Source organism: Streptomyces sp. NPDC017448 (assembly GCF_044330565.1).
Classification (GTDB): Bacteria; Actinomycetota; Actinomycetes; order Streptomycetales; family Streptomycetaceae; genus Streptomyces.
Genome location: NZ_JBIRLM010000009.1, coordinates 158,417 through 174,019, shown reverse-complemented (window position 1 = coordinate 174,019; position 15,603 = coordinate 158,417). Strand labels below are relative to the sequence as shown.

Below are 15,603 nucleotides of genomic sequence, written 5' to 3'. Positions count from 1 at the left end.
GCCCTTCGCTCAGTCGGTGTCCTCGGCCGCCTGTTCCACCAGCGGGATGATCCGCAGCGGAACCGGGTTCTCCATGACGATCGCCGTGGAGGCCCGGACGATGCCATCAAATCCGACGACCCGGTCGATCACCCGCTGGAGATCGGCGTTGGAACGGGCCACCAGACGGCAGAACATGTCGCCGTGCCCGGTGGTGGTGTGCAGCTCCAGCACCTCCGGCACGCCTCCCAAGTGGGCCCGTACGTCGGCACCTTGGCCCTGTTTGATCTCCAGCGTGGCGAACGCGGTGACCGGGTAGCCGAGCGCCGCCGGGTCCACGTCGGGCCCGAACCCCCGGATGACGCCATTCGACTGAAGGCGGTCCAGCCGCGCCTGCACGGTCCCGCGCGCCACCCCGAGCCGCCGGGATGCTTCGAGGACGCCGATACGCGGTTCGCGCGCCAGGAGCACGATGAGCCGCCCGTCCAGATGATCGATCGCCATGACGCCGCCTCCGGTGGTCACCCTGTACAGATGGTCCGGACATCATGGCGACCGGCTGAGCATATTGACCAGTGAATGCGCAAACTATTGCGCACCTTGCGATGTGGGGAGAGCCTTCGAACATGACTGAGACTCTGCACACCAGCCCCGACACCGCAGCGCAGGCCGACCGCTTCCCGGTCAAGGGAATGGACGCGGTCGTCTTCGCCGTGGGCAACGCCAAGCAGGCCGCGCACTACTACTCGACCGCCTTCGGCATGAAGCTGGTCGCCTACTCCGGGCCGGAGAACGGCAGCCGCGAGACCGCGAGTTACGTCCTGACCAACGGCGCCGCCCGGTTCGTGTTCACCTCCGTGATCAAGGCGTCCACCGAGTGGGGCACGTTCCTCGCCGACCACGTGGCCCAGCACGGCGACGGCGTCGTCGACCTGGCGATCGAGGTCCCGGACGCCCGCGCGGCGTACGCGTACGCCGTCGAGCACGGCGCGCGCGGCCTCACCGAGCCGCACGAGGTCAAGGACGAGAACGGCACCGTCGTCCTCGCCGCCATCGCCACGTACGGCAAGACCCGCCACACCCTGGTGGAGCGCTCCGCCTACGACGGCCCCTACCTCCCCGGCTTCGCGGAGGCCTCGCCGATCGTCGAGCCCCCCGCCAAGCGCACCTTCCAGGCTATCGACCACTGCGTCGGCAACGTCGAGCTCGGCCGGATGAACGAGTGGGTCGGCTTCTACAACGAGGTCATGGGCTTCACCAACATGAAGGAGTTCGTGGGCGACGACATCGCCACCGAGTACTCCGCCCTCATGTCGAAGGTCGTCGCGGACGGCACGCTCAAGGTCAAGTTCCCGATCAACGAGCCGGCCATCGCGAAGAAGAAGTCGCAGATCGACGAGTACCTGGAGTTCTACGGCGGCGCCGGCGTCCAGCACATCGCGCTCGCCACCAACGACATCGTCTCCACGGTCCGCTCGATGCGCGCCGCCGGCGTGCAGTTCCTGGACACCCCCGACTCGTACTACGACACCCTCGGCGAGTGGGCCGGCGAGACCCGGGTGCCGGTGGAGACCCTGCGCGAGCTGAAGATCCTCGTCGACCGCGACGAGGACGGCTACCTGCTGCAGATCTTCACCAAGCCGGTCCAGGACCGGCCGACCGTCTTCTTCGAGATGATCGAGCGCCACGGCTCCATGGGCTTCGGCAAGGGCAACTTCAAGGCCCTCTTCGAGGCGATCGAGCGCGAGCAGGAGAAGCGCGGCAACCTCTGACCCGTACCCGTACCCGGGTACGGAGAACGCCGCCGCGGCCCGGGGCAGTACCCCGGGCCGCGGCGGCGCCCGTCGCTCCCGCCTCCCTGACGGAGTCCCCTCACGTGCCCGTCGCCGGCGGGGCCGCGCCGCCCGCCCCGGCCGCTGCGGGCTCCTTCGGCGGCTTCGACGCGGACGGGGTGGGGGTGGGGGACGGTGCGGGGGCCGGAGACTTCGAGGCGGCCGGGGCGCCGGGCCTCCTCGGCCCGGACTCCGCCGCCGGACCCGGCTCCCGCTTCGGCGCGGGCTCCGGGGCCGGCGGGGGCGCGGGCGGCCGCGTGTCGCCCGGGCCGCCCGACGGCGGCTCGCCCAGCTCCTCCAGCGCCTCACGGGCCAGGGGCGCGTCCAGCGGCGAGAACGCCGGGTTGGTGCGCACCGCCTGCTCCAGGTTCCGGCGCGCCGGACCGTAACGCCCCAGCTCCCGCTGGATCACGCCCAGGTGGTACGCGTACGACGCGTTCCGCACACCCGTGTCGGCGGCCCGCTGCGCGTACTCCAGGCCCTCCTCGGAGCTCCCCGCCCGGTGCAGCGCCCAGCCCAGCGCGTCCGCCACCGCCGCGCTGCGGTGCTGCCCCCGCCACCGGGCGCGCAGCAGCTCCACCGCCGCGTCCGGGTCGCCGTGGTCGGCCTCGAACCGGGCCAGCGGCAGGGACTCGTCCACCCCGGCCCTCTTCGCCGCCGCCACCATCTCCCGCAGCTTCGCGTACTGGGTGCGGGCGTCCCCGTCCAGCCCCAGCGACGCGTACAGCTCGCCCAGCTCCAGCGCGTACTCCGGGCGCGGCAGCTTCTCCAGCGCGCTCTGGTACGCCGCCAGCGCCTCGTCCGTCCGCTCCAGCGCCACCAGCGCCCGCGCCCGGCCCGCCAGCGAGGCGTGGTGGCCGGGGTCCGTGCGCAGCGCCGCGTCGAACTGGTCCACCGCCTCCTGCGGCTCGCCCCGCTCCCAGGCCAGTTCGCCCAGCCGGTGGAGCGCCTCGGCCTTCTCGGCGGGCCGCACCGCCCGGTCCGCGGCCTCCCGGGCGGTGGCCAGCGCGTCCTCGCGCCAGCCCTGGCCCCGGTACAGGTCGGCGGTGCGGGCCAGGGCCGGGACGCCCTTGCGCAGCTCGCCGAACTTCTCCGTGGCCGCGGTCGCCGCCTTCTGGTCCCCGAGCCCGGTGTACGCGTCGATGAGGACCGGGTACACGCTCCAGGCCCCCGGCCGCTGCTTCCTCACGCTCTCGCCCCACCGCTTCGCCGCGAGGTGGTCGTGCCGGGCGTTGGCCAGGGCCGCCAGCCCCACCCACGCCTCCTCGTTCCCGCGCTCGCCCGGCCGCGCCTCCAGCGAACGCTTCAGGGCCTGCTCGGCGCGCGTGTAGTACGCCGGATCGCCCGACCGTCGCGCCCACTCCACGTACGCCGTGCCCAGCACCGCGAGGGACGGCGCGTCCTTCGGATGGGACTCCACCCACTTCTGCCGGTCCCCGATCAGGGCGGTGAGGTCCGAGAGGGAGGCGGGGGAGCCCGCGGCCGCCGCCGCCTCGGCCCGCTCGACCGGCCCCGGCTCCTCCGGCTCTCCGCCCTCCCGGCCCTCCACCGCCACCAGCGCCCCGGCCAGCAGCACTCCGGCGGCCACCGCCCCGAAGGCGGCCCGGCGCAGCGTCGTGCGCAGCGTGGGCGGCGGCGGGGGCACGGCGGTGGCGCCTTCGGCGGGCAGCGCGTAGGGGTGCCCGGGGGGCGGCTCGGGCGGTTGACGGGACTCCGGATCCTGCTGCGGCATGACATCCATGGCCATCACTCTGCGTCAGTCATACGAGCACACCGCGTTGAGGGATCGCCTCCCGCCCACGGGTTCACACCATTGGCCCCGGCTGCCACGCTGGAATCATGAGCGATCTCCTCGAACGGCTGCGCGCGGGGCTGCCCCCCGAGACGCTGATCACCGACCCGGACGTCACCGCGTCCTACGCCCACGACATGGCGAGCTTCTGCGAGGCCGGCGCCCCGGCCGTCGTGGTGCTCCCCCGTACGGTCGAGCAGGTCCAGCACGTCATGCGCACTGCCACCGCACTGCGCGTCCCCGTCGTCCCGCAGGGCGCCCGTACCGGCCTGTCCGGCGCGGCCAACGCCTCGGACGGCTGCGTCGTGCTCTCCCTGGTCAGGATGGACCGCATCCTGGAGATCAGCCCGGTCGACCGGATCGCCGTCGTCGAACCGGGCGTCGTCAACGCGGTGCTGTCACGCGCTGTGGACGAACACGGCCTGTACTACCCGCCGGACCCCTCCAGTTGGGAGACGTGCACCATCGGCGGCAACATCGGCACCGCCTCCGGCGGCCTGTGCTGCGTGAAGTACGGGGTCACCGCCGAGTACGTCCTGGGCCTGGACGTCGTCCTCGCCGACGGACGGCTGCTGACCACCGGCCGCCGCACCGCCAAGGGCGTCGCCGGGTACGATCTGACCCGGCTCTTCGTCGGCTCCGAGGGCACCCTCGGCATCGTCGTCAAGGCCGTCCTCGCGCTCCGGCCGCGGCCGCCCCGGCAACTCGTCCTCGCCGCGGAGTTCCCCTCCGCCGACGCCGCCTGTGACGCGGTGTGCCGGATCATGGAACGCGGTCACACGCCGTCACTCCTCGAACTCATGGACCGTACGACCGTGCGTGCCGTCAACGCGCTGGCCTCCATGGGGCTGCCCGAGACCACCGAGGCGCTCCTCCTCTGCGCCTTCGACACGCCGGACCCGGCCGCCGACCTCGCCGCCGTGGGGGCGCTCTGCACCGCCGCCGGGGCCACCGGAGTGGTCCCGGCCGACGACCCGGCCGAGTCCGAACTCCTGCTCCAGGCCCGGCGGCTGGCCCTCACCGCGCTGGAGGCCGTCAACTCCGCCACCATGATCGACGACGTCTGCGTACCCCGCTCACAGCTCGGCGCGATGCTCGCGGGCACGGCGGCCATCGCCGAGGAGTACGGCCTCACCATCGGCGTCTGCGCCCACGCCGGCGACGGCAACACCCACCCCACCGTCTGCTTCGACCAGGCCGACCCCGACGAGTCCCGCCGGGCCCGCGCCTCCTTCGACGCGATCATGGCGCTCGGTCTGGAGCTGGGCGGAACCATCACCGGCGAACACGGCGTCGGCCTCCTCAAGAAGGAGTGGCTCGCCCGCGAACTGGGCGACACCGGTCTCGCCCTGCAACGCTCCGTCAAGGCCGCCTTCGACCCGCTGAACCTCCTCAACCCCGGCAAGCTCTTCTGACACCCCTCCCGTACCGCCGCCCTCACACCTCGCCGTCCTGGGAGGACGTGTCGTCCGACGACCACGGGTCGCTCAGCCACAGGTCGTCGGCCGGCAGCGGGGCCAGCAGCTCGGCCAGCGCCTCGTCCATCCCGAGCCGGTCGCTCTCGGTGCCCGGCGGCACCACCCGCAGCGTCCGCTCCACCCAGGCGGCCACGGCGGCCGACGGCACCTCCAGCAGGGCGTTGCCGTCGGGGGAGGTGAGGGCCACGCAGATGACGCTGCGGCCCGCGACCTTCGTCGGCCAGATCCGCACGTCACCGTGGCCGCACGGCCGGAACACGCCCTCCACCAGCAGCTCCCGCGCGAACGTCCAGTGCACCGGCGAATCGGAACCGATGTGGAACGCGACGTGCACCGCGAACGGGTCGTCGGTGCGGTACGTCAGCCGGGCGGGCACCGGGATGGACCGCTCGGGGGACAGGACCAGCTTCAGCTCCAGCTCACGTTCCACGATGCTCATCATCGACATGCACAACCTTCCGGTGCTCAGGGGCCGGTCCCGTGACCGTCCCGCACCAGGAGAGAGCGCCCTCCCCGCGGGTTATGACGCGACTTCTCAAAAAAACTTCGGGCGGTCCCGAAAGGGGGTCCGAACAGGTGGACCGGCCCGGGGGCGGCCGGCTGTCTGATAGATGTGGACCCTTGTATTGAGGCCGTCCGCCCGCAGCGCCGGGGACGGCCTGTGGCCTCGAAGAGATACGGGATCCGCTGATGAGCGCGCCAACTCCGGCACCCGGTGACGAAAGCCCGCGCGAGGGCTACTACCCCGACCCCTCCATCCCCGGGTACGTCCGGTACTGGAACGGCGCCTCCTGGGTTCCCGGTACGAGCCGCCCCGCGCCCGCCGCCCCCGCCCCGGAGACCGGCGCGCCCACCGCGCCGGTGGAGGAGACGGGCCCGATCTTCTTCGACGAGGAGGAGGCCGCCCACCAGGACGGGCCGGGAGCGGTCGCGTCGGGCCGGGACCTGCCGGACGAGGGCGCGGCAGGCTCCGGCGAGCCCGCCGCGCGGCCGGGGGAGCCGGCCTCCGTCTGGCAGGCCGACACCGCGCGCCAGTCCGGCTTCGGCGGCGATCGGGACCGCCGGGTCGACTGGGGCGGGCCGAACCGGGAGCCCGCCGCCCGGCCCTCGCCCCTCACCGGCCCGCCCGTGCCCGCCGCCGACCCGCGCGCGCCGCTGGCCCAGGCCCCGGTCGGCGGGGTGCTGCCGGGGACGGGGGAGGGGGGCGGAGGACCCGCCGCCGAGGAGACCGCCGGGACGCGGCCCCCGTCCGAGGGGACGATCACCATCCGCGCGGCGGGGGCGCGGCCGGAGGACGCCCGGGGCGGCGGCGCGCCGGGGGCCGCCGTGGTGCGCCCGGACGCCCCGCAGCCCGGCCCCGTACCGCCGGGGGCCGGCCCCGGGGCGCCGCAGGGACCGCAGAACCTGAGCGCGGCCCGGCACGGCCTCGCCCCGGCCCCCGCGCCCCGGGCCCTCCCGGCCCAGGCCGGGCCGACGCCGCATCAGCCGCCGCCGGTCCAGGCGGCGCAGGCCCGGCCGAACCCCCCGGCACAGCAGGCGCAGCCCGCGCGGCAGGCACCGCAGCTCCCGCAGGCGCAGCAGCCACCGCAGTCCGCGCAGCTCCCGCAGCCACAGTCCGCACAGCAGGCTCCCCAGCCCCCGCAGCTTCAGCAGGCGCCGCAGCTCCCGCAGGCGCAGCGGTCGTCGCAGCCCTCGCCCCAGCGGGCACCGCAGTCTCCGCAGCCCCAGGCGTACGCCCCGGCACAGCAGGCGCACCTGCCGCAGGCGGCGGCTCCCGGCGGGCCCTTTGCGCCCGTCCCGGCCCCCGCCGACCCGGTACGTGCGCCGTTCACCGGGCCGGCCGGCGGTTCGGCCTCGTGGGCGCATCAGGCCCCCGGACCGGACCGGTCCGCGCCGCCGCACGGGCAACGTCCGCCCCACGGGGCCGACCAGCCCGTCGTGCCCTGGAAGCCGCCGGTCGACGACCCCTTCCAGCAGCTCGCCCGCGACCAGGCGTCGGCCCGGCCCGCCGGGCTCGGCAAGCGGTTCGCCGCCCGTCTGGTGGACAACCTGGTGCTCGGCGCGGTCGTCGGAGCGGCGGCGGTCCCGCTGACGGTACGGGCGCTCGACCACATCGACCGGAAGATCACCGCGGCCAAGGAGACCGGGCAGACCGTCACCGTCTGGCTGCTGGACTCCACCACCGGAACGCTGCTCGGCGCCCTGCTCGCCGCCTTCCTGCTGCTCGGCTTCCTCCTGGAGGCGCTGCCGACGGCCAAGTGGGGCCGGACGCTGGGCAAGAAACTGTTCGGGCTCGACGTACGGGACATCGAGTCGCACGAGACCCCGTCGCTGGGCGCCGCCCTGCGCCGCTGGCTGGTCTACGGAGTGCTGGGGCTGGTCGTGCTCGGGGTGGTCAACGTCCTGTGGTGCCTGTTCGACCGACCCTGGCGCCAGTGCTGGCACGACAAGGCGGCCCGGACGTTCGTGGCGGGCTGAACCCCCTCCGTACCGGCGTCCGCCGGCCGGAAAGCCGCCGTCCGCCTATCGGAGGACCGGGCCGGACGGGCGGCGGCATGCCGGTCGGAACTCGTATGCCGCCGGGCTTCCCCCGAACGCGCCTGAGCCGTTGCGGGCCCCGGTGGTGCGGGGTGCACTGCCCCCATGAGCAACGACCAGCCGACGCCCGGCCAGCCGCCCGAGGACGACGATCCGTTCCTCAAGAAGCCGCAGGAACCCCCGCCGCCGTCCTCCGGTCAGCCGTACGGCGGCGCCCCGCCCCCGCCCCCTCCGCCCCCGCCGAACGATCCGTACGGCAGCGGCGGCGGTTTCGGGGCCCCCGACCCGCTGGCCGGGATGCCGCCGCTCGCGGAGCCGGGGAAGCGCATCCTGGCGCGGCTCATCGACTTCCTCGTCATCTCCATCCCGCTGTACCTGATCTCGCTGCCCTGGGGCGGCGCGGTCGACGTCAACGGGGAGGGGGACGACGGGTTCGGGGACGCGGTCGCCGGCGGCTACGGCGGGCAGCAACTGGTGTGGTCGGTCATCGGCCTGGTGGTGTACGTCGCCTACGACACCTACTTCACGCACAAGGACGGCCGCACGCTGGGCAAGCGGCTGCTGAACATGCGCGTCGCGATGCTCAGCGACGGCCGGGTGCCCGACACCGGGGCCGCGCTGATGCGGGCCGTCGTGCTGTGGGCGCCGGCGCTCCTGTGCTGCCCCTGCCTGTGGTGGCTGATCAACATCGTGCTGATGTTCACCGACAAGCCCTACCGGCAGGGGTTGCAGGACAAGGCGGCCAAGACGGTCGTCGTCGCCGTCCGTTGACGGCTCCGCGGGCCTGCGCGGGCGCCGGGCGCCGCCCGGCAGGCGGCGGCTCGGCGGCAGACCCTAGGGGGCGTCCGACCGCGCCGGCGGGCCCCCCGCCGGAACCCGCTCCCGCACGTCGGCGGAGCGCGGCGCGTGGTGCGTCCGGGCGGCGGCCCGAACGGCGGCGGCGGGCCCGGTCCGGTCCGCTCGGGGGCGGGCGGCCGGCAGCCGCAGGGCCACCAGGAGTCCGAGGGCCAGCGCGACCGCCCCGGCGGCGGCCACGGCGACGACGGACTGGGCGCGGGACAGCAGCAGCAGGGCGAGCGTCGTGACGACGACGGTGGCCGAACCGTAGGCGAACTGTGCGGCAGTCGGACGCGGCATGGCGATTTCCGTCCTCGGGACGTCGGATGGGCGGACCGGTCGGCATCGTGCGTGCCGAACGACCCTACGACGGTGGATGCCCGCACGGACCGGTGGTAAGCGTGGCCTAACGCACGGTACCGGTGCACAGGGGGCGCACGGAGTCACGCCTCTCACCGGTCGGACGGTGGGACGCGCCCGTCGAACCCGTCCCGGGGGCCGGATCCGGACGCTCGGCGTTCCTTTACCGTTCCCATACCGTCCGCATACCGGAAACGCCCTCCGCATAGTGCACTTGGTCTGTCCAAGTCAAGGTCTGTCTTTTCTCTCATAACTCCGATCGAATGTCGTCACTTGTGACGCGTTGATGCGCGCGGCCCCTTTCACACCCCCCTGGCCGCAGCGCGCACGCCCGGGGAGGACTGCATCAAGTGACCAATCAGAGACGGGCGCTCCGCGCCGCCGCCGTTGTCGTGGCCATGGCCGCGACCGCCGCGACGGCGTCGACCTTCGCCACCGCCCAGGCGCATGACGGCTCATCGGGTTCCGGTGTCTCCAGCGTCGACCGCCGTGACCCGGCGCCGGCCAAGGGGCACGTGGAGCACAATCTGGAGGGCCCCTTCAGCGAGCAGCAGGCCGCCCAGCGCGAGGCCGCGCTGGAGCAGGTGCTCGCCGGGGAGAAGAAGGTCGCGAACCGCGGCGGTTCCAAGGTCGTCAAGCTCGACGACAAGAAGTACGTGGAGCTCGGCCGGGAGAAGACCGACAAGATCTTCACCATCCTGCTGGAGTTCGGCGACCAGGTCGACGACACCACGATGTTCGACCCGGACGGCGACGGCCCCAAGCCGCCCGTCAAGAAGTACGGCGGCGCCCCCGGCCCGGCGCACAACAAGATCGCCAAGCCGGACCCGAAGAAGGACAACAGCACCGCCTGGAAGGCCGACTACAACCAGGAGCACTTCCAGGAGCTCTACTTCGGCGAGGGCAAGGGCGTCGACTCGCTCAAGACCTACTACGAGAAGACGTCCTCCGGCCGCTACTCGGTCGAGGGCGAGGTCTCCGACTGGGTCAAGGTCCCCTACAACGAGGCCCGCTACGGCTCCAACTACTGCGGCCAGTCCAACTGCGCCAACGTGTGGGACGCGGTCCGCGACGGCGTCAACGCCTGGGTCGCCGACCAGAAGGCCAAGGGCCGCACCGACGCCCAGATCAAGGCGAACCTGGCCGAGTACGACCAGTGGGACCGCTACGACTTCGACGGCGACGGCAACTTCAACGAGCCCGACGGTTACATCGACCACTTCCAGCTGGTCCACGCCGGCGAGGACGAGTCGGCCGGCGGCGGCGCCGAGGGCACCAACGCCATCTGGGCGCACCGCTGGTACGCGTACGGCACCAACGCCGGTGCGACCGGCCCCGCGGACAACAAGGCCGGCGGCGCGCAGATCGGCGACACGGGCATCTGGGTCGGCGACTACACCGTCCAGCCCGAGAACGGCGGACTGGGCGTCTTCGCCCACGAGTACGCCCACGACCTCGGCCTCCCGGACCTGTACGACACCTCCGGCGGCGGCGAGAACTCGGTCGGCTTCTGGTCCCTGATGTCGGCGGGCTCCTGGCTCGGCACCGGCAAGGGCGAGATCGGCAACCTGCCGGGCGACATGACCTCGTGGGACAAGCTCAAGCTGGGCTGGCTCGACTACGACACGGCCAAGGCGGGCAAGACCTCGCTGCACAAGCTGGGCGTCTCGGAGTACAACACCGAGAACCCGCAGGCGCTCCTCGTCGAGCTGCCGAAGAAGGCCGTCACCACCACCGTCGTCAAGCCCGCCGAGGGTGCGAAGCAGTGGTGGAGCGACATGGGCGACGACCTGTCGAACACCCTGACCCGCTCGGTCGACCTCACCGGCAAGTCCAAGGCCGTGCTGGACCTTTCGGGCTGGTACGACATCGAGGCCGACTACGACTACCTCTACACCGAGGTGTCCGAGAACGGCGGCGCCAACTGGACCGCGCTCGACGGTACCGCCGACGGCAAGGCCATCCCGCGCGACGCCAGTGACAAGCCGGCCCTGACCGACGTCTCGGGCGCGTACAAGAAGCTCTCCTTCCCGCTGGACGCCTACGCGGGCAAGAAGATCGACCTCCGCTTCCGCTACCAGACGGACGGCGGCGCGGGCGGCAAGGGCTTCGCGGCCGACGCCATCACCGTCACCGCCGACGGCGCGGCGCTCTTCTCGGACAACGCCGAGGGCGACGACAACGGCTGGACCGCCAAGGGCTTCTCGCGGATCGGCGAGTCCTTCACCCAGGACTACCCGCAGTACTACATCGCGGAGAACCGCCAGTACGTCTCCTACGACAAGACGCTGAAGGTCGGCCCGTACAACTTCGGCTTCTCCACCACCCGTCCGGACTGGGTCGAGCACTACGCCTACCAGAACGGTCTGCTGGTCTGGTTCTGGGACACCTCCCAGAAGGACAACAACACCTCGGTCCACCCGGGCCAGGGTCTGATCCTGCCGGTCGACGCGCACGCCAAGCCGCTCAAGTGGAAGGACGGCTCGCTCCTGCGCAACAAGATCCAGCCGTTCGACGCCCCGTTCAGCTGGTACCCGAACAAGGGCTTCACGCTCCACAACGCGGACGTTCCGCTGTACATCAAGCCCAGCCTGGGCAACCCGGTCTTCGACGACCGCAAGGGCACCTACTGGTACAAGGAGAACCCCACGGGCGGTGTCAAGGTTCCTGACACCAACACCCGTATCTCCATCGTCCACGAGCCCCTCGATGGCCGCACGATGAGCGTGCTGGTCAGCCCCTCGGGTCGCTGATCATGTAAAGCCGCAGGTCACGCCATGATCGGCCGTCGCCCCCTAGCGGGCGGCGGCCGATCGTGTTTAGGTGCGTCTTGTTCATATCCTTATTGACACGACGTCTCACGGGGGAGCGCGGAGCATGGCAGGCGGAGGTTTCTGCAGGTTGCCGAACGGCACGGTGGTGGTCGCCCTGACCCTCACCAGACCGGCCGACGGCACAGGACCGCACGGCGGTACGGGAACGGGGCCCGGGGCCCCGGTGCGGGTGCTGGTGCACGCGGCGAACCGGGCGCGCGCCCTGACCCGGCTGCGCAATCTGGGGCTGCGGGCGGTCTACCTGCGCGGCAACGACCGGCCGCCCACGCCGGACGAGGTCACGGCGGTGCTGCACCACCCGGACGGGCTGCTGTGGCGGACCGCCCCGCAGGAGGGCCCGGCCGTCGCCCGGCCCGGCGCCCTCGGGGGCCAGCCGTCGCCGCCCCACCCCTCCTCGTCCGCCTCGCCGCAGCCGCTGCCGCTGCCGTCGTGCCAGGAGCTGTGGCGCCCGATCAGGGCGCTGCTGGGCCCCGCCGGGTACGCCGGACCGGCCCGCCCGGCCGCCTAGGGCGTGTCCGGCGGGCCGTGACCGGGCTCGGGCGGGGCCGTCGGCGGTGGGCGGCTACGGGGCGACGACGGGCGTGCCGGTCAGCTTCACGCCCGCCGTCCGCAGCTCGGCCAGGGCCCGCTCGGTGGTGGCCCCGGAGACGCCCGCGGTCAGGTCGAGCAGCACGTGGGTGACGAAGCCCTCACGGACCGCGTCCAGCGCGGTGGCCCGTACGCAGTGGTCGGTGGCGATGCCCACCACGTCGACCTCGGTGACCCCCCGGTCGCGCAGCCACTGGGCAAGGCCGGCGCCGTTCTCGTCGGTGCCCTCGAATCCGCTGTACGCGGCCGAGTACGCCCCCTTGTCGAAGACCGTGTCGATCGCCCCGGAGGCGACGGCGGGCGCGAAGTTCGGGTGGAAGCCGACGCCCTCCGTGCCGGCGACGCAGTGCACCGGCCAGGAGTCCACGTAGTCGGGGGTGGCCGAGAAGTGGTCGCCCGGGTCGACATGGTGGTCGCGGGTGGCCACCACGTGGCGGTAGGCGGGCTGGGCGTCGCCGATCAGGTCGGTGATGGCGGCGGCGACGTCGGCGCCGCCCGCCACCGCGAGGCTGCCGCCTTCGCAGAAGTCGTTCTGAACGTCCACGACGATCAATGCGCGGTGCATGGCGGGTGTCCTTCGGTGGGGGCGGGTGCGGGGAGGGGAGGGAGGCGAGGGCGGGGGGCCGGGTGGTGTGTTCGAGGGTTTCGAGGGTTCGAGCCTAGGCACTGAAACGTCACAATCAAGCCCGTCCGCGAAACCGCCGGTTCCGGACCCGGCCGGTCCGGGCGCCCGGACCGCCCCGGGCCGGGGTACCGAGGCGGCCGGGGCGCGGGCCGGGCCGTCTCAGACGTACTCGGTCGGGATCACCGGCTCGCCGCGCGACAGCTGGATCGCCGACATCGGCAGCGTCGCCCGCGCGGCCACGTGCCGGTCCCGGACCGCGTCCAGCGGCTCGCGGGCGACCACCTCGCCGTCCCGCACCAGCTCCACCAGCAGCTGCCGGTCGGCCAGCGCCTCGGGGACCGGTCCGGTGCCGATCACCTCGGCCTCGGCCACGCCGTGCTCGTCGGTCCGGCGGGCGGCCCACTTGCGACCCCCCTTCGACGCCTTCGCGCCGAGCGACTTCTTGGCCACCGGGACCAGCGGGGCGTCCGGCTCACCCGAGCCTGCGCGGGCCACCAGCTTGTAGACCATCGAGCAGGTGGGGTGCCCGCTCCCGGTGACCAGCTGGGTGCCGACCCCGTACGCGTCCACCGGCGCGGCGGCCAGCGAGGCGATGGCGTACTCGTCGAGGTCCGAGGTCACCACGATCTTGGTGTTCGTCGCCCCCAGCTCGTCGAGCTGCTGGCGCACCCGGTGCGCGACCAGGAGCAGGTCCCCGGAGTCGATCCGTACGGCGCCCAGCTCGGGGCCCGCGATCTCGACGGCCGCCCGGACCGCCTCGGTCACGTCGTACGTGTCGACCAGCAGCGTCGTGCCCCGGCCCAGCGAGTCCACCTGGGCCCGGAACGCGTCGCGCTCGGTGTCGTGCAGCAGGGTGAAGGCGTGCGCGCTGGTGCCGACGGTCGGGATCGCCCAGCGGAAGCCGGCCGCCAGGTCGGAGGTGGCGTCGAAGCCGCCGACGTACGCCGCGCGGGCCGAGGCGACCGCCGACAGCTCGTGGGTGCGGCGCGCGCCCATCTCGATGAGCCGGCGGCCCCCGGCGGCGGCCGACATCCGCGAGGCGGCCGCGGCGATGGCGGAGTCGTGGTTGAGGATGGAGAGGATCACCGTCTCCAGCAGCACGCACTCGGCGAAGGTGCCCTCGACGCGCAGGACGGGGGAGCCGGGGAAGTAGACCTCCCCCTCCGGATAGCCCCAGACGTCGCCGCTGAACCGGTAGCCGGCCAGCCATTCGAGGGTCGGCTCGTCCACGATCTCCTGCTGGCGCAGGAAGCCGATCATCTCGTCGTCGAAGTGGAAGTTCTCCACCGCGTCCAGCACCCGGCCGGTCCCCGCGACGACGCCGTAGCGGCGCCCCTCGGGCAGGCGGCGGGTGAACGCCTCGAAGACGGAGTGCCGGTCGGCGGTGCCGGCCCTGAGGGCCGCCTGCACCATGGTCAGCTCGTACTGGTCGGTGAAGAGCGCGGTCGACGGAACGCCGACCCGTCGCCCGAGGTCCGCTGTGTTCATGGCTGGGATGCTACCCCCTATTCGTCAAAGTGACGAGATGTGGGGTCCGTTTGTGCGCCGCGGCCGCCCGGGTGGCAGCATGGGACAGGTGAGCGTTGCTACTCCGCTGGAGATCGAACGACCTGATTCCGCCGAGGAGACCTTCGTGGTCCCCGAGCCGGACGTCCCGTGGGTGACGCTCGTCCACAACGACCCGGTCAATCTCATGAGCTATGTGACCTATGTCTTCCAGGCCTACTTCGGCTACTCGAAGGACAAGGCCCACCGGCTCATGATGGACGTGCACCAGAAGGGCCGCGCCGTCGTCTCCAGCGGAAGCCGCGAGGAGATGGAGCGCGACGTCCAGGCCATGCACGGCTACGGACTGTGGGCCACCCTCACCCAGGACCGCAACTGACCGACGGGCCGCCGCGCCCCGGCGCGCCCCTCCGTACCGCCCTGCCCCGTTCGACCCACCATCGGAGACCCCATGGCCGGCCATTTCGAGGCCACCCCAGGCGGCGGCGCGGCCGTCGCGCTCGACGAGGTCGAGATCTCCATCCTGCGCTCCCTCGCCGTCCAGCTGCTGGAGCTGATCGGCCCCGGCGACCAGCCCGCCGAGGGCGAGGACCCGCTCGCCGCCCTCTTCGCCGAGGGCCCCAGCACGCCCCCGTCCGACCCGGCGCTGGCCCGCCTCTTCCCCGACGCCTACGGCGGCCCCGACGCCCCCGGCGAGGGCGGGAAGCCGGAGGAGGAGCTGCGTGAGCTGTCCTCCGAGTTCCGCCGCTTCACCGAGATGGACCTGCGCTCCGGCAAGCGCGAGGACGCCCTCACCGTGGTCCGCACCCTGGACGCGCTCTCCCCGGTCGGGGACGGCGGCGCCGTCCTCACCCTCACCGCCGACGAGTGCCTCCGCTGGCTGCGGTCCCTCAACGACCTGCGGCTGACCATCGGCACCCGGCTGGAGGTCTCCGACGAGGACCAGGGCGAGGAGGGATCGCTCTACCGGCTCCCCGACAGCGATCCGCGCAAGCCCATGGTGATGGCCTACCTCTGGCTCGGCGCCCTCCAGGAGACGCTCGTCGAGACGCTGATGCCGTAACCGTTCCCCGGGCTTTTCCGCAGGCGGTTTCCGCCGGAACAGGGGCCGGGGGCCCCCCCCCCGCGGGCCGCCCCCCCCCGGGCCCCCCGGCCCCCCCCCCCCGGGGGGGTTGCCCCCCCGCAAGGAGGGGGGGTGTAGCCCCCCGGGCGCGGGGTGGGGGGTTTTGAGGGG

General features: G+C 73.0%; 14 protein-coding genes. 8 read left to right on the top strand and 6 right to left on the bottom strand.

All coding sequences use genetic code 11. From position 1 onward, the window contains the following. Nucleotides 1-9: 9 nt before the first annotated feature. Nucleotides 10-483 carry an Lrp/AsnC family transcriptional regulator gene (locus tag ACH4K1_RS17540; protein ID WP_003968841.1) on the bottom strand — a complete coding sequence of 158 codons (474 nt, stop codon included), beginning with the start codon at nt 481-483 and terminating at the stop codon, nt 10-12. A 122-nt stretch (nt 484-605) separates the two neighbouring features. Here ACH4K1_RS17540 and hppD point away from each other — a divergent pair, with 122 nt between their 5' ends. Beyond that, nucleotides 606-1,751 carry a 4-hydroxyphenylpyruvate dioxygenase gene (gene hppD / locus ACH4K1_RS17535; protein ID WP_398090189.1) on the top strand — a complete coding sequence of 382 codons (1,146 nt, stop codon included), beginning with the start codon at nt 606-608 and terminating at the stop codon, nt 1,749-1,751. A 100-nt stretch (nt 1,752-1,851) separates the two neighbouring features. Here hppD and ACH4K1_RS17530 read toward each other — a convergent pair whose 3' ends face one another. Continuing rightward, nucleotides 1,852-3,552: a tetratricopeptide repeat protein gene (locus ACH4K1_RS17530; RefSeq protein ID WP_398090188.1), complete on the bottom strand. Its 1,701-nt coding sequence runs from the start codon at nt 3,550-3,552 to the stop codon at nt 1,852-1,854. A gap of 98 nt (nt 3,553-3,650) precedes the next feature. On the opposite strand from ACH4K1_RS17530, the gene ACH4K1_RS17525 reads away from it, so the two are divergent. Continuing rightward, nucleotides 3,651-5,018: an FAD-binding oxidoreductase gene (locus ACH4K1_RS17525; protein ID WP_398090187.1), complete on the top strand. Its 1,368-nt coding sequence runs from the start codon at nt 3,651-3,653 to the stop codon at nt 5,016-5,018. 22 nt (nt 5,019-5,040) lie between these two features. On the opposite strand, the gene ACH4K1_RS17520 is transcribed toward ACH4K1_RS17525, so the two are convergent. Beyond that, complete coding sequence (locus tag ACH4K1_RS17520) at nt 5,041-5,523, bottom strand: SsgA family sporulation/cell division regulator (protein WP_398090261.1); 483 nt, start codon at nt 5,521-5,523, stop codon at nt 5,041-5,043. A gap of 248 nt (nt 5,524-5,771) precedes the next feature. On the opposite strand from ACH4K1_RS17520, the gene ACH4K1_RS17515 reads away from it, so the two are divergent. Next, nucleotides 5,772-7,559, top strand: a complete 1,788-nt coding sequence (locus ACH4K1_RS17515) for an RDD family protein (RefSeq protein ID WP_398090186.1) — start codon at nt 5,772-5,774, stop codon at nt 7,557-7,559. 165 nt (nt 7,560-7,724) lie between these two features. Further along, entirely contained in the window at nt 7,725-8,390 is a 666-nt protein-coding gene (locus tag ACH4K1_RS17510) for an RDD family protein (RefSeq protein WP_398090185.1), read from the top strand. A 63-nt stretch (nt 8,391-8,453) separates the two neighbouring features. Here the strand turns inward: ACH4K1_RS17510 and ACH4K1_RS17505 are convergent, their stop codons facing one another. After that, the gene (locus ACH4K1_RS17505; RefSeq protein WP_398090184.1) at nt 8,454-8,756 is read right to left on the bottom strand and encodes a hypothetical protein; all 303 of its coding nucleotides are present in this window, start codon (nt 8,754-8,756) and stop codon (nt 8,454-8,456) included. 410 nt (nt 8,757-9,166) lie between these two features. Between ACH4K1_RS17505 and ACH4K1_RS17500 the strand changes: the two genes are divergently transcribed. Both ACH4K1_RS17500 and ACH4K1_RS17495 read left to right on the top strand, forming a co-directional pair. Continuing rightward, a complete protein-coding gene (locus ACH4K1_RS17500; RefSeq protein ID WP_398090183.1) occupies nt 9,167-11,569 on the top strand; it encodes an immune inhibitor A domain-containing protein in 2,403 nt (800 codons plus the stop codon). A gap of 124 nt (nt 11,570-11,693) precedes the next feature. Continuing rightward, complete coding sequence (locus tag ACH4K1_RS17495) at nt 11,694-12,158, top strand: hypothetical protein (RefSeq protein ID WP_398090182.1); 465 nt, start codon at nt 11,694-11,696, stop codon at nt 12,156-12,158. Between the two features lie 54 nt (nt 12,159-12,212). Here the strand turns inward: ACH4K1_RS17495 and ACH4K1_RS17490 are convergent, their stop codons facing one another. Together ACH4K1_RS17490 and ACH4K1_RS17485 are read right to left on the bottom strand one after the other, a co-directional pair. After that, entirely contained in the window at nt 12,213-12,803 is a 591-nt protein-coding gene (locus tag ACH4K1_RS17490) for an isochorismatase family protein (RefSeq protein ID WP_398090181.1), read from the bottom strand. Nucleotides 12,804-13,022: 219 nt separating this feature from the next. Further along, nucleotides 13,023-14,351 carry a nicotinate phosphoribosyltransferase gene (locus tag ACH4K1_RS17485; RefSeq protein WP_398090180.1) on the bottom strand — a complete coding sequence of 443 codons (1,329 nt, stop codon included), beginning with the start codon at nt 14,349-14,351 and terminating at the stop codon, nt 13,023-13,025. Between the two features lie 79 nt (nt 14,352-14,430). Between ACH4K1_RS17485 and clpS the strand changes: the two genes are divergently transcribed. Next, nucleotides 14,431-14,748 carry an ATP-dependent Clp protease adapter ClpS gene (gene clpS / locus ACH4K1_RS17480; RefSeq protein WP_145800297.1) on the top strand — a complete coding sequence of 106 codons (318 nt, stop codon included), beginning with the start codon at nt 14,431-14,433 and terminating at the stop codon, nt 14,746-14,748. 72 nt (nt 14,749-14,820) lie between these two features. Next, complete coding sequence (locus ACH4K1_RS17475) at nt 14,821-15,432, top strand: DUF2017 domain-containing protein (protein WP_398090179.1); 612 nt, start codon at nt 14,821-14,823, stop codon at nt 15,430-15,432. Nucleotides 15,433-15,603: the final 171 nt, after the last annotated feature.

Coding starts and splice junctions, on each gene's coding strand:
- ACH4K1_RS17540 (WP_003968841.1), bottom strand. CDS start 483: ATGGCGATCGATCATCTGGACGGGCGGCTCATCGTGCTCCTGGCGCGC.
- hppD (WP_398090189.1), top strand. CDS start 606: ATGACTGAGACTCTGCACACCAGCCCCGACACCGCAGCGCAGGCCGAC.
- ACH4K1_RS17530 (WP_398090188.1), bottom strand. CDS start 3,552: ATGGATGTCATGCCGCAGCAGGATCCGGAGTCCCGTCAACCGCCCGAG.
- ACH4K1_RS17525 (WP_398090187.1), top strand. CDS start 3,651: ATGAGCGATCTCCTCGAACGGCTGCGCGCGGGGCTGCCCCCCGAGACG.
- ACH4K1_RS17520 (WP_398090261.1), bottom strand. CDS start 5,523: ATGATGAGCATCGTGGAACGTGAGCTGGAGCTGAAGCTGGTCCTGTCC.
- ACH4K1_RS17515 (WP_398090186.1), top strand. CDS start 5,772: ATGAGCGCGCCAACTCCGGCACCCGGTGACGAAAGCCCGCGCGAGGGC.
- ACH4K1_RS17510 (WP_398090185.1), top strand. CDS start 7,725: ATGAGCAACGACCAGCCGACGCCCGGCCAGCCGCCCGAGGACGACGAT.
- ACH4K1_RS17505 (WP_398090184.1), bottom strand. CDS start 8,756: ATGCCGCGTCCGACTGCCGCACAGTTCGCCTACGGTTCGGCCACCGTC.
- ACH4K1_RS17495 (WP_398090182.1), top strand. CDS start 11,694: ATGGCAGGCGGAGGTTTCTGCAGGTTGCCGAACGGCACGGTGGTGGTC.
- ACH4K1_RS17490 (WP_398090181.1), bottom strand. CDS start 12,803: ATGCACCGCGCATTGATCGTCGTGGACGTTCAGAACGACTTCTGCGAA.
- ACH4K1_RS17485 (WP_398090180.1), bottom strand. CDS start 14,351: ATGAACACAGCGGACCTCGGGCGACGGGTCGGCGTTCCGTCGACCGCG.
- clpS (WP_145800297.1), top strand. CDS start 14,431: ATGGGACAGGTGAGCGTTGCTACTCCGCTGGAGATCGAACGACCTGAT.
- ACH4K1_RS17475 (WP_398090179.1), top strand. CDS start 14,821: ATGGCCGGCCATTTCGAGGCCACCCCAGGCGGCGGCGCGGCCGTCGCG.